The sequence below is a fragment of the Streptomyces sp. NPDC007856 genome, from assembly GCF_042868225.1.
GTDB lineage: Bacteria > Actinomycetota > Actinomycetes > Streptomycetales > Streptomycetaceae > Streptomyces.
Genome location: NZ_JBIAEC010000010.1, coordinates 300,809 through 325,060, shown reverse-complemented (window position 1 = coordinate 325,060; position 24,252 = coordinate 300,809). Strand labels below are relative to the sequence as shown.

The 24,252-nt window shown below is 72.7% G+C and carries 18 protein-coding genes and 2 pseudogenes; 8 read left to right on the top strand and 12 right to left on the bottom strand.

Going from position 1 to position 24,252, the window contains the following annotated elements:
• Positions 1-473: 473 nt before the first annotated feature.
• Positions 474-1,658 (bottom strand): type III polyketide synthase, encoded by a 1,185-nt coding sequence (locus ACFYOH_RS24825; protein WP_388629198.1) that lies wholly within the window; start codon positions 1,656-1,658, stop codon positions 474-476.
• Positions 1,659-2,141: 483 nt separating this feature from the next.
• On the opposite strand from ACFYOH_RS24825, the gene ACFYOH_RS24820 reads away from it, so the two are divergent.
• Positions 2,142-4,568 (top strand): ATP-binding protein, encoded by a 2,427-nt coding sequence (locus ACFYOH_RS24820; protein WP_388629196.1) that lies wholly within the window; start codon positions 2,142-2,144, stop codon positions 4,566-4,568.
• Here ACFYOH_RS24820 and ACFYOH_RS24815 read toward each other — a convergent pair.
• The 5 genes and pseudogenes from ACFYOH_RS24815 to ACFYOH_RS24795 form a co-directional block, all read right to left on the bottom strand.
• Positions 4,561-6,216, bottom strand: a complete 1,656-nt coding sequence (locus tag ACFYOH_RS24815) for a hypothetical protein (RefSeq protein ID WP_388629194.1) — start codon at positions 6,214-6,216, stop codon at positions 4,561-4,563. The genes ACFYOH_RS24820 and ACFYOH_RS24815 overlap by 8 nt on opposite strands.
• A gap of 384 nt (positions 6,217-6,600) precedes the next feature.
• A complete protein-coding gene (locus ACFYOH_RS24810; protein WP_388629191.1) occupies positions 6,601-7,392 on the bottom strand; it encodes a LuxR C-terminal-related transcriptional regulator in 792 nt (263 codons plus the stop codon).
• A 219-nt stretch (positions 7,393-7,611) separates the two neighbouring features.
• Positions 7,612-7,950 carry a hypothetical protein gene (locus tag ACFYOH_RS24805; protein ID WP_388629189.1) on the bottom strand — a complete coding sequence of 113 codons (339 nt, stop codon included), beginning with the start codon at positions 7,948-7,950 and terminating at the stop codon, positions 7,612-7,614.
• Between the two features lie 357 nt (positions 7,951-8,307).
• Positions 8,308-8,631, bottom strand: a pseudogene (locus ACFYOH_RS24800) (DUF4132 domain-containing protein); the annotation flags it as partial.
• Between the two features lie 118 nt (positions 8,632-8,749).
• Entirely contained in the window at positions 8,750-9,151 is a 402-nt protein-coding gene (locus tag ACFYOH_RS24795) for a DUF5997 family protein (RefSeq protein ID WP_388629186.1), read from the bottom strand.
• Positions 9,152-9,208: 57 nt separating this feature from the next.
• Here ACFYOH_RS24795 and ACFYOH_RS24790 point away from each other — a divergent pair, with 57 nt between their 5' ends.
• Positions 9,209-9,970 (top strand): LysR family transcriptional regulator substrate-binding protein, encoded by a 762-nt coding sequence (locus ACFYOH_RS24790; protein WP_388629183.1) that lies wholly within the window; start codon positions 9,209-9,211, stop codon positions 9,968-9,970.
• Between the two features lie 258 nt (positions 9,971-10,228).
• Here ACFYOH_RS24790 and ACFYOH_RS24785 read toward each other — a convergent pair whose 3' ends face one another.
• The 3 genes from ACFYOH_RS24785 to ACFYOH_RS24775 form a co-directional block, all read right to left on the bottom strand.
• Complete coding sequence (locus tag ACFYOH_RS24785; RefSeq protein ID WP_388629180.1) at positions 10,229-11,692, bottom strand: MFS transporter; 1,464 nt, start codon at positions 11,690-11,692, stop codon at positions 10,229-10,231.
• Positions 11,693-11,771: 79 nt separating this feature from the next.
• Positions 11,772-12,467 (bottom strand): HAD family hydrolase, encoded by a 696-nt coding sequence (locus ACFYOH_RS24780; protein ID WP_388629177.1) that lies wholly within the window; start codon positions 12,465-12,467, stop codon positions 11,772-11,774.
• Between the two features lie 20 nt (positions 12,468-12,487).
• Positions 12,488-12,964 carry an Lrp/AsnC family transcriptional regulator gene (locus ACFYOH_RS24775; protein WP_388629174.1) on the bottom strand — a complete coding sequence of 159 codons (477 nt, stop codon included), beginning with the start codon at positions 12,962-12,964 and terminating at the stop codon, positions 12,488-12,490.
• A 241-nt stretch (positions 12,965-13,205) separates the two neighbouring features.
• Here ACFYOH_RS24775 and ACFYOH_RS24770 point away from each other — a divergent pair, with 241 nt between their 5' ends.
• Both ACFYOH_RS24770 and ACFYOH_RS24765 read left to right on the top strand, forming a co-directional pair.
• Positions 13,206-14,696 (top strand): FUSC family protein, encoded by a 1,491-nt coding sequence (locus ACFYOH_RS24770; protein ID WP_388629171.1) that lies wholly within the window; start codon positions 13,206-13,208, stop codon positions 14,694-14,696.
• Positions 14,697-15,015: 319 nt separating this feature from the next.
• Positions 15,016-16,053, top strand: a complete 1,038-nt coding sequence (locus ACFYOH_RS24765; protein WP_388629168.1) for a lactonase family protein — start codon at positions 15,016-15,018, stop codon at positions 16,051-16,053.
• An 80-nt stretch (positions 16,054-16,133) separates the two neighbouring features.
• On the opposite strand, the gene ACFYOH_RS24760 is transcribed toward ACFYOH_RS24765, so the two are convergent.
• From ACFYOH_RS24760 to ACFYOH_RS24750, 3 genes and pseudogenes are all read right to left on the bottom strand, one after another.
• On the bottom strand, positions 16,134-17,060 hold the full coding sequence (locus ACFYOH_RS24760; RefSeq protein WP_388629166.1) for a sirohydrochlorin chelatase: 927 nt from the start codon (positions 17,058-17,060) through the stop codon (positions 16,134-16,136).
• Between the two features lie 189 nt (positions 17,061-17,249).
• Positions 17,250-18,224 (bottom strand): N-acetylglucosamine kinase, encoded by a 975-nt coding sequence (locus tag ACFYOH_RS24755; protein WP_388629163.1) that lies wholly within the window; start codon positions 18,222-18,224, stop codon positions 17,250-17,252.
• Positions 18,221-18,583, bottom strand: a pseudogene (locus tag ACFYOH_RS24750) (uracil-DNA glycosylase); the annotation flags it as partial. The gene ACFYOH_RS24755 and the pseudogene ACFYOH_RS24750, both read right to left, overlap by 4 nt.
• Positions 18,584-18,806: 223 nt before the next feature.
• Between ACFYOH_RS24750 and ACFYOH_RS24745 the strand changes: the two are divergent.
• The 4 genes from ACFYOH_RS24745 to ACFYOH_RS24730 all read left to right on the top strand — a co-directional run bounded on the left by ACFYOH_RS24745 (position 18,807) and on the right by ACFYOH_RS24730 (position 24,252).
• Complete coding sequence (locus tag ACFYOH_RS24745; RefSeq protein ID WP_388629161.1) at positions 18,807-19,484, top strand: uracil-DNA glycosylase; 678 nt, start codon at positions 18,807-18,809, stop codon at positions 19,482-19,484.
• A gap of 1,043 nt (positions 19,485-20,527) precedes the next feature.
• Positions 20,528-22,363: an SCO2524 family protein gene (locus tag ACFYOH_RS24740; protein WP_388629158.1), complete on the top strand. Its 1,836-nt coding sequence runs from the start codon at positions 20,528-20,530 to the stop codon at positions 22,361-22,363.
• 3 nt (positions 22,364-22,366) lie between these two features.
• On the top strand, positions 22,367-23,284 hold the full coding sequence (locus ACFYOH_RS24735; RefSeq protein ID WP_388629156.1) for an SCO2523 family variant P-loop protein: 918 nt from the start codon (positions 22,367-22,369) through the stop codon (positions 23,282-23,284).
• Positions 23,281-24,252: an SCO2522 family protein gene (locus ACFYOH_RS24730; RefSeq protein WP_388629153.1), complete on the top strand. Its 972-nt coding sequence runs from the start codon at positions 23,281-23,283 to the stop codon at positions 24,250-24,252. The genes ACFYOH_RS24735 and ACFYOH_RS24730 overlap by 4 nt, the downstream gene beginning before the upstream one ends.

Here is a 24,252-nt window from a genome sequence, read left to right as displayed (position 1 = left end):
GTGGCCTGCGCGTCGTGCACGGGCTCACCACCCGGTGGGGGGTGCGGTGGACGGACACCGGCAAGGTGGTCTGGGCGGAAGTCGCGAGGTGACGCGACTGCGGGGCGGGGGAGCGGCCGGCGCATGGGAGCGCAGCAGGCCCCGTCTGAGGCGGGGCGGCCTCCTCGACGACGGCGGTCGTGGCCTGCGCGTCGTGCACGGGCTCACCACCCGGTGGGGGGTGCGGTGGACGGACACCGGCAAGGTGGTCTGGGCGGAAGTCGCGAGGTGACGCGGGCGCAGGGCGAGGGAGCGGCCGGCGCATGGGAGCGCGGCAGGGGCGCGGCCGCAATCGAGGGGAGCGCGGCTGGCGTACGGGCGCCGTACGGGTCACCCGGCGCCACCGATGCCACGGACGGTGCCCCCAGCGGTACCGGTGGCGTGACCGGTGATGCCGAGGGCCCGTTCGCTGGTCCGGGTGGCGCGGGCTCGCACTACAGCCACTGGCCTTCCAGGGCGGTGGCGGTCAGGCCCGGTGCCGCCGCGTACAGGACGGCGCGGTCGCCGGACTTCTGCCCGGCGTCGTGTGCCCGCCGCATGATGTCGAACACGGCGGCGCCTCCGCGGTTGCCGGTGGTGTAGCTGTCCCGGCTGTAGTCCAGCAGCCCCGACGGCCACGCGTCGGGCATCGTCTGCTCCATGTACTCCAGCACCCGGGTCCCGCCGGGGTGCGCCAGCAGCACGTCGGGGTGCCAGGCGTCGGGGTCGTCCTCGTAACGGACGCGCAGCCACTCCCACATCGCGGTGACCGTCTCCTGCACGGCGCGCGGCCCGCGCCGGTCCATCACGAAGTGGGTGCCGTCCGCCCTCGTCTCCAGGCGGTGCAGGTCTTGGGTGCCGGGCAGGGTGTGGTGCCAGGCGGAGTCCAGTCGCAGCACCGACTCGGGCCTCGGGCGGCCCGTGACCACCGCGGCGACCGCGGTGTCCGCGAACAGCAACCGGACGATCAGGGACTCGAGAGTGTCGTCCGCGGGCTGGTAGGTCGTGCTCAGCGCCTCCGCGATCACGACCAGGACCACCCGGTCGGGGTCCGCGGCCACGAGATCCGCCGCCAGCGCCAGGGAGCGGGTCCCCGCGATACAGGCCCACTGCGTGGCCGGCAGCAGCATCACGTCGCTGCGGAGCGGAAGCTTGTTGGCCAGGGCGATGTCCAGACCAGGCAGCGCCGGGGTGGTGGAGTGGCTGGTGATCAGGCAGTCGACGTCCGTGGCGTCCAGCCCGGCGATCTGCAGGGCCCCGCGTGCCGCATGCTCCCCGTAGGACTGCACGGCCTCCCAGGCCGGCGCGGTGCGCTCCTGGACCGTCTGCGGCCCGGGTATCGCCTCAAGTGCGGCGATCGCGCGGTCCACGTCCTGCTGGCTGAACCCGTCGCGCGCCAGCGCCTCTTGGGCCGAACCGATGCCGACAGCCCGCAGGCCACCGCCGTTGCCGGGTGCGACGGCGGTCTCCAGCGGCAGCATCCACCCGCGGGTCTCGATGCCCGTGCTGGCCGCGATGCCGTCGATCCGCGGCGCCCACGGCGCATGCGGATGCCGGTCGCGCACCTCCGCCACGATCTCGCTGGTCTTCACGGCGTGCTCGCCATGTATCACGGCAGGAGGACAGACGTAAGCGGACATAGTGGGGCACCTTTCCGAGGGGACAGGGGAGAATGTCACGAGTGCTGTGGCATGGGTCACTTTGTAACTTCGCGCCCAAGAGGTTGCCGATACGCCCGACTTCGGGAGTCGGTGTCTGTTTCGAGCATGGATGCTAAATGGACATTTCCGCTGTGATGCAGACAACTTAGGCGGAACTTGGAATACGTGACACGGCACACACCACGGAAGCGGGGGCCCCTCGAGGGATTCTGCCGAATTTGCCTGACTTGTCGTCAGTCGCGACAGCCGGCAATCGCTCGTGCTCTCGCTCCCGGAACGGTGTCGGCGTGATGCTTCCGCTTGCCTCCTCGGTCGACCCCGGCGGCGCCGGCTCCGGGCGCGAAGCCGGTCTCCGGCGTGATGACGTCGGCTCTCCGGCGGTGCCGACTGGGAATCCGGCGAAGATCGTTCTACCGTGGGGTCCGCCTGTCCCGGTGCCGCTGGACGACGTAAGGGGGCTTGGTGGAAGCCGAGTTGGGAACGCTCGCCGCCCAGGGGGCCACGGCTCTGGTCGGGCTCATGGTCACGGACGCCTGGCTGAAGATGAAGCACGGCGGCCGGCGGTTCACCCGCTGGCTCTCCAGGCGCGGAGAGGACGGTGAACTGGACTTCGCCCGCGAGGAGTTGGCGGCGGCCAGGCAGGGCGGCGACGAGGAGGACGCGGCGAACCGGCTCGCCGCCGACTGGGAGCGGCGCCTGCTCCGCATCCTCCAGGACGACCCCGAGGCGGCGGAGGAACTGCGCCGGCTGCTGGCCGAGGTACTGCCGGGAACCTCGTACGACATCGCCTTCGACGTCCGCCCGGCCGCACCGGCGCCCGGCGTCCAGCCCGACCATCTCCCCGCGCTGACCGGCATGTTCAGCAACCGGATCGCCGAACTCGACCGGATGAACAGCCTGTGCGGCGAGCCCGGCAGGGTGAGGCTCGCGGTCCTCGCCGGGCTGCCCGGGGTGGGCAAGACGGCGCTCGCCTGCCGCTGGGCGGACACCCGGCGCGAGGACTTCCCCGACGGCCTCTTCTACGTCGACTACGCCGCCCTGCGCGACGAGTCCGCCGTGGGCGCGGCCATGGGTCCCGCCGCGACCTCACAGGCCCTCGCCTCGATCCTGCGGGCGCTGCTGGGCAGCGACGCCCATGTCTCGGAGCGGTTCGAGGAGCTGAGGCGGCAGTACGAAACCCACTCCCGCGACCGGCGCATGCTCGTCCTCATCGACAACGTCACCATGGCCGCCCAGGTGCGAGCGCTGATCCCCACCGGTCCCGGCAGCACCGTCATGGTCACCAGCCACAGCAAACTCGGCGAACTCGTCGCGCAGGACGGCGCCGAACTCATCGAACTGAAACCCCTCGACGCACCCGGCGGCCTGAAGCTGCTGAGCGACCAGTGCGGAGGGGACGTGGTCGCGGCCGAACCCGGTGCGGCCGGACGTCTCGTGGAGCTGTGCGGCGGACTGCCGGTGGCGCTGCGCATCGTGGCGACCCGGCTGACCACCGGCGACGCCCCCAGCCTGACGTACCTCGCCCAGGAGCTGGCGGACGAGGCCGAACGGCTGGAGGGCATCTCCCTGCCCGGCGGCGACTACTCGCTGTCGGCCGTCCTCGGCCCCTCCTACCGGCTGCTGCCGCCGGGCCCGGCCCGCATGTTCCGGCTGCTGGGCTGGCTGCCCACGGGACTCTTCGACGAGTCGGTCGCGGCCGCCGCCGCGGGCGTCGACCGCCGCACGGCCAGACGGCTGCTGCGCGAACTGGCCGCCGCGAGCCTGCTGGAGATCGACCGCGACGGCCGCTACCGCGTCCACGACCTCGTCCGCCTCTACGCCCGCGAGCGTGCCGTGGCGGAGGAGCGGCCCGCCGAGGAGAGGGCCCTCATCGAGCGGGTGACCAGGCACTACCTCGTCCTCGCGGCCCTCGCCGACCGGGCACTGCGCGCCGACCGGCTGCGCGTCGCCGAGCTGACCGAGCTGCTGACACGGGCCACGGACCCCTTCTCCGCACCCGGCGGCCCCGCCCCGCTGACCTGGCTCGACGCCGAGTGCCCCGCGATCCTCGCCGTCCTGCGCGCGGCCGTACGCCACCGCCTGAACGCCCTGGCCTGGCCGCTGGCCGAGGCGTTCACCGTGCTGTTCCTGCACCACCGCCACCTCGGCGCGTGGAAGGAGTCCCTGATTCTGGGCAGCGAGGCCGCTGCCGCGCTCGCCGCCGACCCGGCCACCCCCGCCGACGTCGCGGCCGAGGCTCTCGCCGGCGAGGCCCGGCTGCGCAGCCTGCTCTCGCGCCCGCTCACGGACCTCGGCGAACACGACCGCGCCCGCACCGAACTGGAGCGCGCCGTCGCCCTCGCCGAGCCCACCGACCGACTGCTGCTGCGCGCCTCCGTCCAGGAGTTCCACGGCCGCCACCTCGAACTCTCCGACCCCGCCCGGGCCGTGGCGACGTACCGCTACTGCCTCGACCTCAACCGCCGCGCCCAGGACCGGCGCGGCGAGGCCCTGGCCCTGCTCTTCCTGGGCTCGGCCCTGGACGCCCAGGGAGAGCACGAGCAGGCCCTCACCCTGCTCGGCCAGGCACGCACGGACCTGCTGAACCTCCCCGAACCAGACGAGCGGATGGCGGCCCGCGCCCTCCTCGCCCTCGGCCGGGCCCAGGCCCACCGCGCCGAGTTCGACGCAGCCTTCCACGCCCTGGAAACGGCGGCCGACACCCTGAAGGCGCGGCACGCGTACAGCTACGAGGCCGACGCACGGGAGGAACTCGCCGACCTCGCGCAGCGGACGGGCCGCCACCCGGACCGGGTGCGCGCGTGGCTGAACCGCGCCCTCGAGATCCACGAGACGAACGGCAACCGGCGCGCGGACGACGTCCGCCGCCGGCTGAGGGACCTCAGCTGAGACGCGCAGACGCGGGGCGCGGGCGGAGTACGACGTCCTCGTCCCGCACCCCGGCGATCCGCAGGGTCAGCAGCGCCTCGCCCGGCGGTAGCCCTTGCCGCAGCTGGGAGTAGACGATCGCCGCCACGAGTCCGGGCGCCGCCGTCGGCCCGGTCACCGCCGCCTCGACCACCCGGCCGTCGCGCAGCCCCACCAGATGGCCACCGCCCCGCACCGCGCAGGCGGCCAGCAGACTGCCGGGCAGCCGCGCCAGGGTGTCACGGATCCAGCGCAGCGCCTCGGCGACCGATCCGGCGCGGTCGGCCCGCTCGATCACCGAGGCGCTCTCCAGCAGCCGACGGTCGCGTTCCGTGTCCGAGCAGGCAAGATGCGCGCAGCGGTACGCGGCTGCGCCGGGGCCGTCCTCCTCGGCCTCGGGTCCGCCGTGTGCGTACGCCCGCGCCTCGGCCGGATACCGGCGCACCGACACGACCGGACCGGCCGGCTCCTCGCCCACCTCGGTGACGACCAGCCAGGAGGTGACGGGTTCGGCGGCCCGCTCCGGCACGGGCAGCAACAGGTCCGGCGGGGGTGCCGAGGTGGGCTCCGGAAGATCCAGCAGTTCGTAGACGGCCGCGCGGAGCCGCGCCGCGGCCCGGCCCGAGCCGGCGAAGGCCCGCCGTGTCACAGAGGCGTACCGCACGCTCGTGTGGTCGCGTACGACGTCCTCGATCCGAGCCGCCAGATCGCCACCGGGATCCAGCCGCGGGGCCGCGGCGGCCAGATCGTGCGCCGCCGTCTCCGGCACCGCGTCGGCGCCGAACGCGGCGAGCAGCAGCGGGTGGCCGAGGGCGGCACCGTACAGGGTCACCGAACCGTGGTCGCCGATCACTACGTCCGCCGCGACGAGCGCCGCCCGCCAGGCGTGCACGGGTGGCATCAGCAGCAGGCCCGCGTCGAGCGCCGAGGCCTGGAGCGCGCGGATCTGCCAGGTCCCGTGTGCCGACCAGACATTGGGGTGGACGACGGCCGCGACCCGGTAGGCGTCGTACGGCAGCGCCCCCAGCAGACGGACCGGCAGATCGGGATGCCGACCGAGCAGCGAGGTCGGCCCCCAGGTGGAGCTGATCACGACGAGCCGCCGGCCCTCATCGACACCGAGGGCCTGCCGGTACGCGTCCCTGCGGGCCCGGGCGGCGAGCAACTCGTCGTAGCAGGGGTCGCCGAGCAGCAGGGTGCGGCCGGCGGTCTTCGGGTGGGCGGCGAGGAGCTGTCGTTCCTGGTCCGGGTGCGATACGGCGAGCCAGGCCCGGCCGGACTCCAGGAGCGCGTCGGGGACGAGGCCGGAGAGCCGGTCGTGCGCCCCACGTGCGTCCGGGACCCGCTTCTGGAAGCCCACGCCGTGCGGCAGCACCAGGACCGGGCAGTCGCCCTCCGGTATGTCCACGTTCTCGCTGGCCGTGAGGATGAGATCGGGGCTGATGTGCGCCAGCTGGTCCCAGGGCATGACCCGGCATCCGGAGTCCCGGAGGAGCTCTCGCACCCCGTCGGCGAAGGCGGAGGTGGGGTCGTGGGCGAAGACGACGCTCACCCGCGGGTCGTCACGCAGCAGCCCGGGCAGCACCTCCAGCACACGAACGGTGGAGGTGACGGTACGCGCGGCGACCACGAGCGTCCGCTCGTCGGGGAAGGTGCGCCAGCGGTGGGCATCGGGGCCTACCGGTACGCGCAGAAAGCCCTCAGCCGGCTCCCGGCTCCCGGCTCCCGGTTCCCGGTTCCCGGTTCCCGGTTCCCGGTTCCCGGTTCCCGGTTCCCGGTTCCCGGTTCCCGGTTCCCGGTTCCCGGTTCCCGGTTCCCGGCTCCCGGCTCCCGGCTCCCGGCTCCCGGCTCCCGGCTCCCGGCTCCCGGCTCCCGGCTCCCGGCTCCCGGCTCCCGGCTCCCGGCTCCCGGTACGGTCGCCCTATCACGTGACAAATTGGCTGACAACCCTTCAGGAAAGCTCGGCTCCGGCGGACCGCTCCACGGTAACGAATCACGCAGGCCGAGCCCAGGCTCAGGGTGGGCCGGGTGCCGGTACCAGGCCGAGTCGCTGAGCGCGCAGCACGGTGCCCAGACGGTCGCGGGTGCCCAGCTTGCGGTAGATGTTCTCGATGTGCTTGTGCACCGTGCGGACGGAGATGCCGAGGCGACGGCCGATGGCGTCGGCGGTGAGCGCATCGGTGAGCAGCAGCAGGACGGTCGTCTCGCGCGGGGTCAGCGCGCAGTCCGCCGCCCGTTCGTCCGGCGCTCCGCCCGGTCCGAGCCCGCGCCGCCACTCCTCCAGCAGCTGCCGCTGCCGCTCCACGGCCGCCAGCAGCGGCTGTGCGCGCTCCGCCATGACGAGATGGTCGTCGGTGAAGTCCGCACCGGCGCGGTAGACCAGGCAGCCGGTGACCGGGGTGGTGCTCCCGGGCAGTGGCACGCCGAGCACATGGTCGACGTCGAGCGCCTCGCCGAGCAGATGCGCCATGGGACTGTCCGGCCAGCGCCGCCCCGCCGTCCGGCGGGCGGTGACGGGCATCCGGTCGGTCCTGTTCGCGTAGTGGCGGGCGAAGGGATAGCCCGCGCGGAGCAGCGCCAGGTCCGCTTCCCCGAGCAGCTCCAGCTCGGCGGCGGCAGCGCCGGGTGCCGCCCCGATCGTGCCCCCGTGCTCGCTCCAGTCGTCGAGCTTGCGGATGACCGCCTCGCCGCCGCACAGGTCCGCCAGGGCAGCGGCGAGCAACGGCCACAGGCGCGCGGGCTCCCGTTCGTGCAGCGCCCCCACGGCCACCGCCGTCATGCGTTCATAGGCCTTGTCCAGCCCCACCTGTTCCTCTCCGGTCGCCTCGGCGGCGCGTCCTGCCCGTCGCGTACGTACTTCTACGCATACCCCTACGGCCCCCGGCTGTCGCACACTGCAACCCGGCGGCACCGGCCTGAGCGGACGGACGTCCGGCGGGCCGCCGGCACGGGGGAACGGCGGCCCGTCCGGTGTCGTATCACTTCGCCCCCTCACTCCGGGACCTCCGACCGGGGCCTTCTCGCGCTATCCCGACCAGGGCGCCACACAGAGCGCGCGGTCCACCTCCTCGGTGTAGCGGGCCGCCGCCGGCCAGGCGCGGGCGAAGCGGTCCGGGTCCGCGGGGAGCAGGCGGCCGAACACATCGCGGGAGCGCTCCGCTGCCGCCGCGTGCAGCTCCTCCAGCAGACCACCCGCCGTGGCCAGCCCGGACCGGTTGAGCCGCCGGACGTCGGCGGCCGTGTCGCCGGGGAAGGCCAGCACCCGCCGCCCGCCCGAGACCGCCTGCTGGACGCGGCGGCGCAGCACATGGACCGGAGCCTCCTCGGAGCTGGGCGCCGCCTGCAGGGCCCAACTCCTCGCCACCGAGCATCCGGCGCAGGCCGGTACTCGGATCGACGCGGGTCTGGACCGGCTGCAGCGCGCGGACCTGCCCACCGCGCCCGCGTCCCCGGGGGGTGCGGGGCCGGGGTGAGCCGGGCGACGACCCGGAGCCGGGCGCCCCGGGCGGCCGCCAGCAGACCCAGGTTGTCCCGATGCGCGAGCGCGGGGTGGTCGTGGGCGGCGGTCCGCCGCAGTACGACGCCCTCGCAACCGGCGAGCAGACAGTCGCCCGCCGCCTACACCGCCGTACCGAGCAGAGTGACCTCCAGGAAGAGCAGGTCATGGCGGCCGTTCAGGGCATGGGTGAGCTGCTCGGCCACGGGGACCGCCCAGAGCCTCGTCCCGCAGGAGGCCGGCGACCTGCCCGTCCGCACCGGTGACCACGAGGTCGCGCAGCGCTGCCTGCCAGGCCGGGTCGGGCCACACGCGCGTGAGGACGGCGAGCGGCACCGGCAGCGAGCGGACCATCCACCGCTCGGCGGTGGCCAGGCACTGGCGTTCGTGCCGCTCCAGCCACTCGACGAGCTGCCTGAGGCCCACGACCGCGGGATCGTCGGCGATCTTCGGCGGCACCGACTTCAGCCGCCGCCCGGACGCGTTGCGGCACACCACCCTGCCGCCGTCGAGGGCGACTTCGTAGTCACCTGCCGACACCCACCCCATACGTGCCTCCCGCACCCCTGTTGATCAAGTGTCGGGAACTGTGGGGCAGGCCACCGACAACGCCCTCCGAGGCCGGAGGGCGTTGTGGAAAAACGGTTCTGGGGAGCACGAGGGAAGCTCAGTCGCGCCCGGCGGCGCGCTCCTGCTTCTCCTTCTTCTGCTGCTTGATCCGCGCCGCCTCCTTGCGGACCTCGGCCTGGGTGGCGCGCTCCTTCTCCAGCCACTCGGGCCGCTCCTGCTTGAGCGTCTCGACCTGCTCGGTGGTCAGTGGCTCGGTGACCCCGCCGCGCGCGAGGCCGGCGATGGACACGCCGAGCTTCGCGGCGACCACCGGACGCGGGTGGGGACCGTTGCGCCGCAGCTCGCTCAGCCACTCCGGCGGGTTCGCCTGCAGCTCGTTCAGCTCGGCGCGCGTGACGACGCCCTCCTGGAACGAGGCGGGGGTGGCGGGGAGGTACACACCCAGCTTCTTCGCCGCGGTCGCGGGCTTCATCGTCTGGGTGCTCTGCTGCGAACTCATGGGCCAAGGGTATCGGCCGTGTGCCGGGCCGCCGACCACGGCCGGTAACCTGGCCTGGTGACAGGCTCGGAGGAATCACCGTCGTTCCGGCTCGCGTACGTACCCGGAGTGACGCCCGCCAAATGGGTGAGGATCTGGAACGAGCGCCGGCCGGACATCCCGCTCACCCTGGTCCAGGTCCCCGCAGCCGAGGCGCCCGATCTCCTGCGCGCGGGCGAGGCCGACGCGGGCCTCGTACGGCTCCCGGTGGACCGTACGTTCTTCAGCGCGATCCCCCTGTACACCGAGACCACGGTGGTCGTCGTACCGAAGGACCATCTGATCACGGCCGCGGACGAGGTGACCGTGGCCGACCTCGCCGACGAGGTGCTCTTCCACCCTCTGGACGACGTCTTCGACTGGGAAAGACCGCCCGGCGAACCCGCCTTCGAGCGCCCCGCGACGACAGAGGACGCGATCGAGCTGGTGGCCGCGAACGTCGGCCTGCTGGTCGTCCCGCAGTCCCTGGCCCGCCTCCACCACCGCAAGGACCTCACCTACTGCCCGGTCACCGACGCCCCCCAGTCGAGCGTCGCCCTGTCCTGGCCGGAGGAGGCAACCACCGATTTGGTGGAGGACTTCATCGGCATCGTCCGCGGCCGCACCGTCAACAGCACGCGTGGCCGTACCAAGCCGCCTGCCGAGCAGCAACGGAAGCGCTCCGAGGCGAGCGGCACCCGGCAGAAGCCGGCGCCGAAGCCGACGGGCCGCAACCCGCGCGCCCGCACGGCGGGGGGCAAGCAGACCCCCAAGCGGGGCAAGCCGCGCCGGAGGTCGTGAGGGCCGGCGCGGCGGCTTCGGCCGCGCCGGTTCCGGGCGCCGACAGCGCGGGGTGGGCGGGTGGCGGAGCGGACGTGCCCCGGGGAGCGGTTCCGGGCCCAGCCGAGCCCGTCGGCACCGGCTGCGCGACACCGAATGCGGCTGCCCGGCAGTCACGGCGCGGATCCATTCCACTCGTGCCGGTAGCCGCGCCGGTACGCCGCCCACAGGTCGCCGGGACCCGCCACCGCGCCCCGTGCCCCGCCCGGCCACCGCTCCCTACACCGTCTCCCGCGTCGCCTCCCTCTCCTGCGCCGGCTGCTGATGGAGCCGGCGTTCCCGCAGGTCGGCGAAGGCCAGGCAGAGGGCCAGCAGGATGATGCCGACCGAGGTGAGCAGGCCGTACTGGAGTGCGGTGGCGGGGTCGGCGTGGTCGGCCAGGTGGGCGAAATACACCGCGCCCACGACGGCGACACCGGCCGCCGCGCCGATGCGCTGCGCGGTCTGGAGCACCCCGCCCGCGGCCCCGCCCCGCCGGACCGGCACGAGGGACAGGGTGAGCGTGGTGTTGGGGGAGATGGTCAGGCCCGAGCCGATGCCGGCCACGAGCAGCGGGAACGCGGCCGCCCAGGCCACGCCCCGCCCCGGTACCCAGTGCACGGCCGCGATGGCGCCGCACATGCCCGCCGCCACCGTGCACAGCCCGGCGATGACCAGCTTGCGCCCGAAACGCACCACCAGGCGGCCGCCCGCGGCGGCACCGGCCGCCGAGCCCGCAGCGAACGGCATGGACGACAGGCCCGCCGCCAGCGCGCCGTAACCCATGCCGTTCTGCAGGAACAGCGTGTAGACGAAGAACAGGGTCGTGAAGCCGCCGAAGTACACCAGACTCAGCAGCGCCCCCAGCGAGAAGGAGCGCAGGGAGAAGAGCCGCAGGTCGACCAGGGGCGCCAGGCCGCGCTGCCCCTGGCGCCGTTCCCACGACCAGAACGCGGCCAGCAGCCCGGCGCCCAACGGGAGCAGGGCCCACTTCAGCCGTCCGTGCCACTGCTGTTCCTGCACCAGGGGCAGCATCAGGGCGAGCACACCGGAGCCGAGGAGCAGGACCCCCGGCACGTCGAAGCACTCGTGCTTGCCCGGTGAGCCGGGGGAGCGGGGCAGCAGCCGCAGCGCCGCGCAGAAGGCGGCCACCCCGATCGGCAGGTTGACGTAGAACACCCAGCGCCAGCCGTCGGGGCCACCGGCCGCCTGGATCAGCAGGCCGCCCGCGAGCGGGCCGACCGCCGTGGAGATGCCGATGGTGCTGCCCATCATGCCGAACGCGCGCGCCCGCTCCGCGCCTTGGAACATCTGCTGGATCAGCGCCGAGGTCTGCGGCGCGATCAGACCCGCCGAAGCCCCCTGGACCAGCCGGAACAGCACCAGCCAGGCGGCGCCGGTGGACAGCCCGCAGGCCGCCGAGGCGAGAGTGAACAGCGCGAGCCCGGTCAGGAAGGTCTGGCGCCGTCCGCGCATGTCACCGAGCCGCCCCGCCGGGACCAGGGCCAGACCGAGGGTGAGGGCATAGCCGGACATCACCCACGACAGCTCGGCCGTGCTGGCGTCCAGTCCGCGCTCCACCGAGGGCAGCGCCACGTTCACGATCGAGGTGTCCAGCAAGGTCATGAAGGCCGCGGTCAGGCAGACGGCGAGCGCCTTCCACCGTCGGTCGTGCGGGGCCGGCCCGCCCCGGTCTGTGGTCATGGGATCACGCTAGGCAGCCACGGCCGCCCGCGCACGGCAGGAACGCCCAAAGCAGGACGGGGCCGGCCCGGCGTGCTGTTCAGCGGGACCGCGCCATGGCCCGGAGCCACGCGTACGCCGACTGCGCCGTGAACTCCGTCTGACCCCCGCGCAGCAGAAGGGCCGCCGTGGCGAACTCGGGCAGGCCGGCCTGGGCGGCCATGTACGGGACGGCGATGCAGCGCATGCCGGCCGCGTGGGCGGCGGCCGCGCCCGGTGCCGCGTCCTCCAGGACCACGCAGTCGCCGGGGTCCGCGCCGAGTCGCCGGGCCGCCTCCAGCAGCACATCGGGGGCGGGCTTGCCGCGCGGCACCTCCTCGGCGGACACCACCGTGCGCAGGTAGGTGCCCAGTCCCGTGCCCGAGAGGATCGCCTCGATCGCCTCCGGGGAGGAGCCGGACGCGACCGCCGTCGGTACTCCGTCGGCGGCCAGGAGCTCCACGAACTTGCGCATCTCCGGGTACACCGGCGTACGGGTGCGGGCGATCTCCAGGTAGCGCCGGTTCAGCTCGGCGAGCAGGTCCTCGGCCGGCGCGCTCAGGCCGTAGCGCTCCTTCCAGAGCCGCGTGGCGTCCCGGTTGCCGATGCCGACGTAGGCCTCGTTGTCCGCCCAGGTGAAGTCCGGGACGCCCTGCCCGGCCAGGGTCTGCCGGCTCGCCTCGTAGTAGTTCGGCTCGCTGTCCACCAGCGTTCCGTCGAGATCGAAGATGACCGAGAGGCCGCCGAGATCGCTCATGCGCCCCAGCATGCCAAGCGTCAGGCGCGCGCCGCCCGGCCGATCGACTCCACCAGGGGCAGCAGCCGGTGCGGGACGCGCTCGCGCAGCGCCACCTCGGTACGCGTGCGCACCACGCCCGGCAGGCTGATGAGCTTCTGGATGACGTCCTCCAGATGGGCGTTGTCCCGGCCCACCACCCGGGCGAGCAGGTCGCCACCGCCCGTGATGGAGAACGCCTCCACGATCTCCGGTACGGCGGCCAGCGCGTCCCCGACGTCGTCCAGATGGCCCTGGGTGACCTCGATGTGCACGAACGCCAGCACCGGATGGCCCAGGGCGGCGGGGGAGAGGGAAGGGCCGGTGCCGGTGATCACGCCGTCCCGCTCCAGTCGGTCGAGCCGGGCCTGGAGCGTGCCGCGGGCGACGCCGAGGATGCGGGCGTACTCGCGCACGCTGGTGCGCGGCTGTTCCAGGAGCAGTCGCAGGATGCGGGTGTCGAGTTCGTCCACGGACATGATGGATGACTGTACCAATGGCTCAGCGGACCCATCTGCGCCTGTGCCGTCCGACCTGGTCCGTTGGCCCTCGGCGCCATACGGATACCCAGGTGTCACTGGTCCAATGGCACAGCGATTCGGGTCACACTTGAGCCAGTGACCTCGGTGATGCTCTCATGGACAGGTCGATGGCGCTGCGGACCCCCGCGGCGCCTTTTCTGTGCCGGTGTTCCATCCGGTTTCCATGGGGAGGGCAGCAGTGCTGAAGAGGATGTTCGTGGCTCCGGACCCGGGACGGGCGCGGTTGCGCTTCGCCGCGCGGGCCGTCCTCGGCATCGGCCTCGCGGTCGTCGTCTGCCTCCTCGCCGGTCAGTCCGTCATCGGGGCGGTCACCGGCGGGCTCGCGGCCCTCCTCGCTCTGTTCACCGTCGCCGACCCCACCGTGCGCGGGCAGGCCGTCACCACCGCGTTGCTGCCCACCGTGGGCGTGCCGGTGCTCGCCGCCGCGGCCGAGCTGCACGCCGTGCCCGTGGCGCGCGACCTCGTCTTCCTGGCCGTCGTCGGCGCCGGGGTGTACGCGCGCCGCTGGGGACCGCGCGGGCACAGCCTCGGTGTGTTCGCGTTCATGACCTTCTTCGTCGCCCAGTTCCTGCACGCCACCCCCGCGCAGCTGCCCGAGCTGTACGTCGCCGTCCTGCTGTCCGTGCTCAGCGCGGCCGTGGTGCGCTTCGGCGCCTGGTGCTACGAGCGCCGGCTGCCCCCGGCCGCCGTACCGGCCCCGCCCGCCGGGCGCGGCCTCGCCCGGGTCACCACGCGGCAGGCCGTCCAGGCGACCGCCGGCGCGGGCTTCGCGCTGGTCGTCGGGCAACTGGTGTCCGGACAGCGCTGGTACTGGGCCGTCGGCGCCACCTGGTGGATCTTCGTCAACACCGCCTCGCGCGGTGAGACCCTGGTACGCGGCTTCCGCCGGGTACTCGGCACGGTGATCGGCATCTGCCTGGGCTTCCTCGTCGTCGTCCCCGTGGGTGGTGCGCCGGTCCCGACGGCGGTCCTGGTCGCCGTCGCCGTCTTCGGCATCTTCTACACGGCCGCCGTCTCGTACACCTGGATGATGCTCTGCGTGACCCTGCTCGCCGAACTGCTCTACGGCCTCCTCGGCGTCCTGAGCCCCGGCCTGCTCGCGCTGCGTCTCGCCGAGACCGGCGTGGGTGCGCTCGGAGCTGCGCTCGCCGTGCTGTTCGTCCTGCCGGTCACCACCCACGCCATCACGGACGCCTGGATCCAGCGGGCTCTGCGCTGTGTCCACACCTGTACGGCCGAGGCGGCGGCCCGGCTCGCGGGCTCCGCCACGGCGGACCCGGCGCCGTGCGTCGCCGAACTGGAGCAGCTGCTCGGCCGGGTGCGGCTGGCCGTCGCCCCGCTGGTGCATCCGCTGAACCCGATGCCGGCCCGCAAGCGGCGCGCCCGCCGGGTCCTCGCGCTCCTCGACGACTGCGCCCGTGAGGTGCGTGGCCTGGTGGCGGTTGCCGCCGACCCCGAGGCCTCGCACGACGCCCGCCTGGCCGCGGCCTGCTGGCGCGTGGAGTCCGCAGTCGAGGCGCTCACCGCGGGCCGGCTGGAGCATGTCGGCAGCCCCGCCGAGCCTCCCGCCGAACCAGCCCTGGCCCACCTGCACGGCCTGGAACGCGCCCTCGCCGACCTGGCCGAGCCCCTGCGGGCCCCCACCGGGTCGCGCCTGGTGGGGGCCTGAGCTGGGTCATCCCGGAGCCGTGGCGGGTCGCTGCGTGGGGGTGGTGGCTGTGGGGGGCCTGAACTGCGCCGCTTTGTGGCGGCGGTAGGGAGCCTGCCGACCCGGCCTCGCCGCTGGACCAGCCGCGCGAGGCGGCTCGGATCGCTCCGGTGCGGCCTGTGATGGCAGAGGCCAGTGGGGCACGGACGCGCGCCTGCGAGGCAACAGCACCGTCTCGCCGAGGAAAAGAACCGCCGACAACGCCCGCCTCTTGGTCTAGACCGCCCGTGATCGGCTGCTACCGTCGGCCGCGGACGGGCACGACCGAGAGGGGACAGCGGTGGCACAGGACGACAGGTCCGGCAGGCGCCGGGCGTTCATCGGCTCGTTCACGGCGGCCGGCGGCCCCGGCCTCGTGACCGCCGAGGTCGCGCCGAAGGGTGGCGCCCTCCTCCTCGGCACCGCGGTGAACGACGTACCCGACCCGTCCTACCTCGCCCTGTCCCCGGACGGGCAGACGCTCTACACGGTCAGCGAGACGGCCGAGGGCGCCGTCGCCGCCTACCGTGTCGAAGACGGCCGGCCGGAGCTCGCCGGGCCGCCCGTGCGGGTCGACGGCAGCGGACCGACCCACCTCGACCTGTACGCCGGCCATGTGCTGACCGCCAACTACGGCTGCGGCAGCATCACCGCCGTACCCGTGCGTCCGGACGGCTCGCTCGCCGCCAAGCCCTCCGGGCGGCTCCAGCACACCGGCTCCGGCCCGCACGACCGGCGCCAGCGCGGTCCGCACGCCCACCAGGTGCAGCCCGACCCGAGCGGCCGGTGGGCCGTCAGCGTCGACCTCGGCACTGACTCGGTGCGGATCTGCACCCTCGACGGCGGCGTCCCCGCCCTGCACCGCGAGTTCGCCCTGCGCCCCGGCTGCGGCCCGCGCCATCTGGCCTTCCACCCGGACGGCGCGCACGTCTACGTGATCAACGAACTCACCCCCACGGTCACGGTGTGCCGCTGGGACGCCGAGGCCGGCTCGCTCAGGCCGCTGGCCGAGGTCCCCGTGCTGCCCGGCGCCCCGGCCGGCGACGCCTATCCGTCCGGGATCGTGGTGTCGCCCGACGGCCGCTTCGTGTGGACCGCGACCCGCGGCGAGGACGTGCTGTCGATCCTCGCCGTCGAGGGCGAGGCGCTCCGGCTCATCGGCACGGTGCCCTGCGGCGGGCACTGGCCGCGCGCGCTCGCCCAGTACGACGGCTTCCTCTACGCGGCCAACGAGCGGTCCGGCGACGTGACGTGGTTCGCCGTGGACGAGGCGACGGGGCTGCCCCGTTACGAGGGCGCGGTACCGGTCCCCGCGGCCTCCTGCGTCGTCTTCGGCTGAGCTCGCGAGGAACGGGCGTACCGGCAAGGCGAAGGGCCCGCTCCGGGGTGCGGAGCAGGCCCTGTGTCGTACGGCGTGGGTCAGCGGACCGGCATGCCCTGCGGCTGCTGCGGGGCGATGCCCAGCGTCGTCGTGTACTTGGCGAGGGCGAGCTTGCCGATCGCCGGGTACGCGCCGAGCGCCTCGGCCGTGGCGCAGCCCGCCTCCTCGGCGGCCGCCGCCAGCAACGCCGGGTCGATCTCCGGGCCGATCAGGTACGGCGCCAGGGCCAGCTGCTGCGAGCCCGAGGAACGCAGCTGCTCGGCGACGGAGGAGATCGAGCCCTCCTGGTCCAGGGCCGCCGCCATCACCGGCACGGCCAGGCGCGCGGCGAGCAGCATGCCGGTGATCCCGGCCGCCTGCACGGCCTCCTCGCCGCCCACGGACGCCAGGATGATGCCGTCCGCGGCGGTGGCCACGGTGAACAGCCGTGCGCGGTCGGCACGGGCCAGCCCCGCCTCGGACAGCCGCACGTGCAGGGCCTCGGCGAGCAGCGGATGCGGACCGAGCACATCGGTCAGATCGGCGGCGACCCGGCTGTCCATCACGGACTGGCGGATCTGCCGCAGCAGGGAGCTGTCCGGACCGGCCAGCAGCGGAACGACGACCGCGACCGGGCCGTCGGGCTCCTTTACGCCCTCGACCCCGGCGGCGACGGCCTGCTCATAACGGGCCGTGCGTTCCTCGGCCGCGCGCTCGAGCACGGACCGCAGCGTGGGGAACTCGGTGTCGTCCCCGTCCAGGTATCCGATCCGGGCGTCCAGGCCGGGCAGCTCGGAGCGGGCGATGCTCACGACCTCCTCGGCGAGGGCGCGGGTGGCGGCGCTGGGCGCACCGGGCACCGCGAGGGCGAGCGCGGGCGCACCCTCGGGAGCCACCAGCGGTTCCGGTCGGCGGTGCCGTCCGGGCTGGCGGGGTCGCGGCATTCGTACTGGCAGGCCGGACTCGGGCCCAGTGGGGGTGCTCATGGCGCCGCATGTTACTGGCTTCTCGGGTTACTCCGTTCGGGGAGGGTGCAGGTGAGAGGTATCCGTCCGGTTTTGTCTGATGAGTTACGCGGTGGCGACACATGTTGCGGGCACGTGCCGGGAACATGGGCCGACAAAGCGGTGACTAGGAGGAACAATCCGCTTTTGCGGGGACCCTGATCGGGAACCTCAATCTCCTTGTGCGGGGACCTCGTAGAGCATGGTGGGTTCACCCGGCAGGGTGAGCCGGCCGGCCGCCAGGTCGCTCGCGATCCGTACCGAGCCGTGCAGGGGGTCGCCCTCCGCCGGCACCTGCCGGGCGTGCGGCAGTCTGCTCGCCAACTCCTGCCGCAGGGGCGCGAGCAGGGGCTCGCCCAGCCTGAACAGGCCGCCGGTGAGCGCCACTCGAGGCTCCCCGTTCGCCGGGCACACGGCCGCGACGGACTCGGCCATGTGCCGGGCCGCGGCGCGCAGAATGCCCGCGGCGACCGGGTCGTGTGCGGCGCACGCGGCTACCCGGGGGGCGAAGGAGGCCAGTACGGCGGGCCGGTCGGAGCGCGGGTAGAGCCGGCCCGGCAGTGCGCGCGCCTGGCCGAACTGCTCCTCCGCGCAGGCCAGCAGCGGTGCGGAGCCGCCGTCCCGGCCGTCGTGGGCGCGCAGCGCGGCCTCCAGGCCGGCCCGCCCGATCCAGGCGCCGCTGCCGCAGTCGCCGAGCAGATGGCCCCATCCGTCGGCCCGGCGCCAGGCCGTGAGGTCGGTGCCGACCGCGATCAGTCCGGTGCCCGCGGCGAGCACCGCGCCCCGACGCGGGCCGAGGGCGCCGACGTAGGCGGTGACGGCGTCGGCGGCGAGCGCCACCCGCCGTACGCCCAGCGCGCGGGCCAGGGCGCCCGGCAGTTCGGCGCGCAGGGCGTCGCCCAGGGTGGCGAATCCGGCGGCGCCGACGACGGCCGTCTCCAGCGCGTCCACTCCGGCCTCCGCGGCGGACGCGCGGGCCAGCGGGACGAGCCCGGCCATCAGATGACCGGGATCGATGCCCCGTTCGCCCGTGCGGACCGGTTCCCGCGACTCGCGCCGTGCGGCGGGCGGCCGGCCCGGCACGCCGACGGCGACCCGGAGACCGGAGCCCCCGGAGTCCACCGCCAGATAGCCGGGGACGGTCACGGCAGTCGCCAGTCCACCGGCTGTCCGCCCTGCCGGATCAGCAGGTCGTTGGCCTGGCTGAACGGGCGTGAGCCGAAGAACCCGCGGTCGGCCGACATCGGCGACGGATGCGCGGACTCCACCGCCGGCAGGCTGCCCAGCAGCGGACGCAGATTACGGGCGTCCCGGCCCCACAGGATGGACACCAGCGGCTTGCCGCGCGCCGCCAGGGCCAAGATCGCCTGCTCGGTGACCTCCTCCCAGCCCTTGCCGCGGTGGGCGCCAGGGCTGCGCGGAGCCGTGGTCAGCGCCCTGTTGAGCAGCAGGACTCCCTGCTGGGTCCACGGTGTGAGGTCGCCGTTGGCCGGCTGGGGCAGGCCCGTGTATCGGGCATGAGGGGCTGACCAGGCGTGATGACTGTGACGGAGTGGCTTGATCACTGGATGCAACAGGCTCCCCTCCTTCCCGGTGACCGGCTGCGTGATCTGCTCGACCGGTTCGAAGATCTCGACGAGGAGGAAGAGTAGCGCCAGGAGCGGCGGCCGTGCGTGAGGGCTTATGTGTTGTGCCGGGGCACGGCACCCGCCAGTAGAGTGAGGCGCCGTGGCACCACGACCCTTGCATGAACTCGTTGAAGCAGGCTGGGCGAAGGCTCTTGAACCTGTGGCTGAACGCATCGCGGCCATGGGGGACTTCCTCCGGGCCGAGATAGCGGCAGGCCGGACTTACCTGCCATCCGGGGCGAATGTCCTGCGGGCCTTCCAGCGGCCCTTCGATGACGTCCGTGTCCTGATCGTGGGGCAGGATCCCTACCCCACACCCGGGATGGCCATCGGACTGAGTTTCGCGGTCTCGCCCGAAGTGCGTTCGTTGCCGGGGAGTCTGGAGAACATCTTCCGGGAGATGCACACCGACCTGGGGCTGCCCAGGCCGTCGAACGGTGACCTGACGCCGTGGACGGAGCAGGGCGTGCTGCTGCTCAACAGGGCGCTGACCACGGCTCCGCGCAGCCCCGGCGCCCACCGCGGCAAGGGCTGGGAGGAGGTCACCGAGCAGGCGATCCGGGCCCTCGCCGGGCGCGGCAAGCCGCTGGTATCCATCTTGTGGGGGCGTGACGCGCGCAATCTGCGGCCGTTGCTGGGGGATCTTCCGGCGATTGAGTCCGCGCACCCGTCGCCGATGTCGGCGGACCGGGGCTTTTTCGGCTCGCGTCCGTTCAGCCGCGCCAACGATCTGCTGCTGCGGCAGGGTGCCCAGCCGGTGGACTGGCGACTGCCGTAAGCCCTGGTGCGTGCGACGGCTCGGAGGATGGCGGCCCCTTCCCTGAGATGCCGAGGGGCGCAGGGGTTTCGTTGGGCGTGGGGCATGGCTCAGGTTGAGTGCGAGCCATCGCCCGCCGTACCTCAGAAGAGTCGCCGACGTGTTCTCGATGACCTTGCATGTGTAGTGCGTGGCGACCCTCGAACCCATCACCAAGGGCTTCTGACGCGTAAATAGCTCCAGCTCAGGGCCTTTTATGTATGGTTGAGCGCCCGGCGGTCACAGATTGCCGGGCGCTCGCCCGTGGCAGGTCAGGCTGCTCCCTCCATCGGGTTGAGGTGACGGTGTAGCGGAGCTGGTTGAGCTGGGCGATGGCTCGGCGGATGGCGTGTTCGGGGTCGCGATGGGCGAAGTAGGTGCCGCCGAGCTCGTGGTAGGGGACCTACGCCAAAGTCCGACCCGCGGAAAGATCCACACCCAAGCCCCCTTCCGCCTGGCGCGCCACCGCATCACCGTCCTGTTCGCGATGCTCCGCGACGGCACCTTCTACGAACCACGAAGCCCCGAAACTGCCCCCGCGTGATATTCACGCTTGACGAGGGACATCGAGGCACTCCCCAGGAACCGTGGAAGTCCGGCGCGGCCGCAGCCGCAGCGACACGCCACGGCCCCACCCGGCAACGGCGGGGACAAACGGCATGAACCGATGACCTCAACCGGCACCGATCAAACATGAAGGATCGAGGTCAACACCCACACCAAAAGGATCATGCGCCAGATGTACGAACGCGCCGGATTCGCCCTCCTCCGCCATCGCATCTTCTCCCATGACGAGAACGCAGCGTCACCACCGACTGCGGAAAAGAGCCCGTAAGTCGAGATGCCCCGGGGCCGCAGGGAAATGATCACCGCCGGCAAGGCGGCGTCACCTGATTCGGGAATGCGACGGAGAATCCGCCGGTGTGAATGTTTGGACAGGCGGCGGCTGTTCCGAGGCCCATTGGAAGTGCGAGAGCGGTTATGCTCTGGGCCGGAGCGCGGGACACCCGAGCGAGGGGTGGGGGATGCAGGTCAAGCCACGCCAGCACCTGCTTGATATATGGCAGGCGGTGTCACGCCATTCGTTCGAGAGCGGTGAATGGGACTGGGGTGAAGAGGGAGGCCTAAGCAGTGTCGCCGATGCCGAGCGGCTGCTGTGCCTGATGTATCCGGCCATGGAGATCGCCGCATTCCGGCTGGATGACCCGGACACCATAGAACGCGACGTGCAGACCGCACTCGAGGACGTGGGCGGCCAGACGGAGATCCCGGTGAAGCTGGTGCGCATCCTTGCCGAGTTCATGGACACCTATACCGCCGAGGACGAGGGGCCCAGCTTCGCGGGCGGTCATTACTTCGACGCGTGCGACCCCGGCGAGGAACTCACCGAGGAACAGCGCCGGCTGGGCGTCGTCGACTCGTTCTCGATGTCGATCACTCTGTGCCTGGCCACCCTCGGCTTTCTCAAGGTCTACACGGGCAGGACCCCCGTGGAGGTGCGCACCCTCATCGAGAAGCTCAAAGCCGCCACCGAGACCCGGCTGAGCTCCGCGATAGTGAGCCTGTTGCGCTCTTTCACCGTCAACGTCTTCGACCCCGACGATGCGCAGGGCCGCGCCCTGTGTGATGTCCTGGGTCAGGGGCAGGTCTCCCGACGCGTGGTGGTGCAGCGGTTCCAGCGACGCTTCCGAGCACTGCGCGCCGCCATCGACGAGAGCCTCGTGCTCGGCGTCGACATCGCCGACCGTCTCACCGACGAGAACCAGCTCTTCGAGTGCGGGTGGGCATGGAGTCTGGTGAAGGACTCCCCACTGGTCGAGACCACGGAGTCCATCGGCCGGCAGCCCGCTGGCGTCGCCTGGCCAGTCCCGTACCTCTACTTCACCGTCGTCGCCCTCGACGGCATCCAGGACCTGTTCTCCGAACGCACCCTCATCCTCGGCCTGCTGACTCCCGAGCAGCAGCGACTCGCCGAGGCGTTACGCCTGCGGTGGGAGATCACTCAGCAGTACTGGTCCGGCATTGCCCGGTTCGGCGACGTCTGGCCGCTGGAGGACATCCCCTGGCGCACGACCGGGCAGCGTCTGGAGTCCGAGTACTTCACCCTGTCCGTCGCCTCCATCCTGGTCCACGACCTAGTGCGCCGCCGCGCCACCGACGAGGACCTCACCCGTACGGTCGCGGTGATGGAGCGGCTCGCCGAGCGTGGCCGGATCAGCACCCGGATGACCGAAGAGGACACAGCGATCACCCTGCATGTCCCGGGCGTGCGGCTGCCGCTCCAGGGCAGCGGCGACACCGGCCCTCCTATGCAGTGGACAATGGCCGATTTCTCCGCCCAGTTGCTCAAGAGGAGCATCCAACTCTGCGCGCTGTCACGGTACGTGTCCTCGCACGACCGGCTGCTGAGACTCGTCGAGCGAATCTTCGGCCACGTGTGGGAGCGGCGGATCCGCGACGGCAAGGGAGCCGGCCTGTGGGACGACATCCGGGCCGTCTACCAGAGTGCGCCGACCGCCCAGCGGCCGCCGTCCTGGAGTTTCACCGAACGAGTCGTCGAGTGCATGGTGGCCGGCCACCGGCTCTACGGCGAGCCGCCAATCCATGGCTCCGGAGTGATCAGCGCTGCCTCCTCGCTGCTCAGCGAGGCGACCCACCTGCTCGGCAAGGAACTACTCGAACCCACCTCGGGCCAGGACACCTCCCGCAGCCTCGCGTTGAGGTCCGTCGAGGCCGGACTTGCACAGGCACGCCAAGTCCTCGACCAGCAGCCCGGCACCTCGATCGCACTCACCCTCGGAGTCTTGGTCGAGCTCGACAGCCTGGCGCGGGGTAGGCGCGCCGCCTCCTGGGGAGAGTGAACGGTGCTCGTCTTCGCCGCTTCGGACAAGGGCGGCACCGGCCGCTCGGTCACCAGCGCCAACATCGCCTTCCGCCGTGCACTGACCGGCGACGACGTCTGCTACCTGGACTTCGACTTCGGCTCGCCCACTGCCGCAGCGGTCTTCGACGTACCTAGCGCCATGGGCGGCATCGACCAGGGCGGCCTCCACTCCTACCTTCAGGGGCAGGCGCACGAGCCGGTCCGGCTCGACGTCTGGGCGCACACCGAGCACCGGGCACTCCGCCACCGGCCCGTCGGCTCCGGCCGCCTCGTCCTGTTCCCCGGCGACCGCAGCGGCGGCGAGTTCGCCGTCGGCAACGACTCCGTGATCCGCTGCGTCGACCTCTTCCTGCGGCTCCACAGCGAGTTCGACGTGGTGGTGGTCGACCTCAGCGCCGGTCGCAGCTATGCCGTCGACCTGGCGCTCGAAGTCACCGCGCGGCCCGAACTGCAAGGCGTCGGCGCCCGGTGGCTCATCCATCACCGGTGGACCCGGCAGCATGTCATTGCCGCCTCTGGGTTCGCTTTCGGCCCGCGCGGCATCCTCACGGGCGGCGTCGCTCGCGGTCACGACGTCGAGCAACTGCGGGGCAGCATGCGCTTCGTGCGCGCCGCCGTGCCCGACCCCGAGACGCCGCCGTGGTGCTTGGCGCCGGTCGCCCAGTACGCGTGGATGAACACGTGCGATCAGGACCTCCGCCGGCTCGCTGCCGAGCGCGACGTCGGCTACACCGCGATCCTCGGCTCCGTACCGCTCGACCCCGTGCTGCAGTGGCGAGAACAGTTGATCACCGACGAGGACGTGCTCTCGAGCCGGGTCGCCGGCCCGGAGACGCTGAAGGCATTCCAGGACCTGGCCGAGAAGCTCACCGACGATGACGTCTGGGGGATGCCGTGATCGAAGCCGGTACCGGCGCCGTCTTCCGCGAGACCACCGGCGAGCCGCGCACCCAGGCGGTGCCTCTCGCCCATGTGTCGCTCGAACTCGGCCACCTCTACACGGAGGACTTCGAGGCGGGTCCGGAACGGCTGCGCGCGCACTTCGCCCAGGTCCGGCCGTGGGCCGACACGGCGCGTACGGTCGCCGCCGCCGGCGGACGCAGGCCCCGGGTCAGCACCTGCTTTCTGGTGGACGAATACTGCACCCGCTTCTCCACTCCCGCCGCGCTCCTTCCCGTCGTGCTCGCCGAGGCCGAACGCGCAGGGCTCGTCATCGACTACCTGGCCCGCGAGTCCGGCTGCGCCGTCGCGGACGGCGTCCCCGTCGCCGAGGGGGTCGAGGCCTGTCTCGTCGAGTCGCCGCCGCCTGGCAGCGACGGTTCCCGGCCGCCAGTCGGCCAGACCGGCTGGCTCGCCAACGGCCGAAGAACGCCCGGCGTGCGGACCGTGGAGGCGATGGCCGACGCCACCGTCTGGCAGTCGCCCGCCGAGAACACCGCCCGGCGGCACTCGATCTTCCTCGACGCCGAGCTCTGGGACGAGGCCGGCGGCCGACGCGTCTGGTCGTGCGCGTTCCTGGCTGCCGTCTGGCAGCTGGCCCGGCTCGGACTGCTACGGCACTCCGGCGAACCCGTTCTCCAGCCCGTGCCGTGGACGGCGGGCGAGGACTTCCCGGGCGACTGGGACGCGCTGCCGCCACTGATCCGGCTCAGTGCCTCCGCTGCGCCCTTCTCCGCCTACCGCACCTGTTCCGTCCTGCCGTCCCGCCTCCTGCCGGTCGAGCATGCGGTGCGGGTCGTCCTCGATCAGGTGAACGTCGAGCCGCAGGCTCTCCGCCAAGTTGCCGAGCGCGCCTTCGGCGAGGGCCTTTCGGTACCCGAGGAGATTTCCGACCGCATCTCCTACGTCTTCAACGAGGGGCCCTGA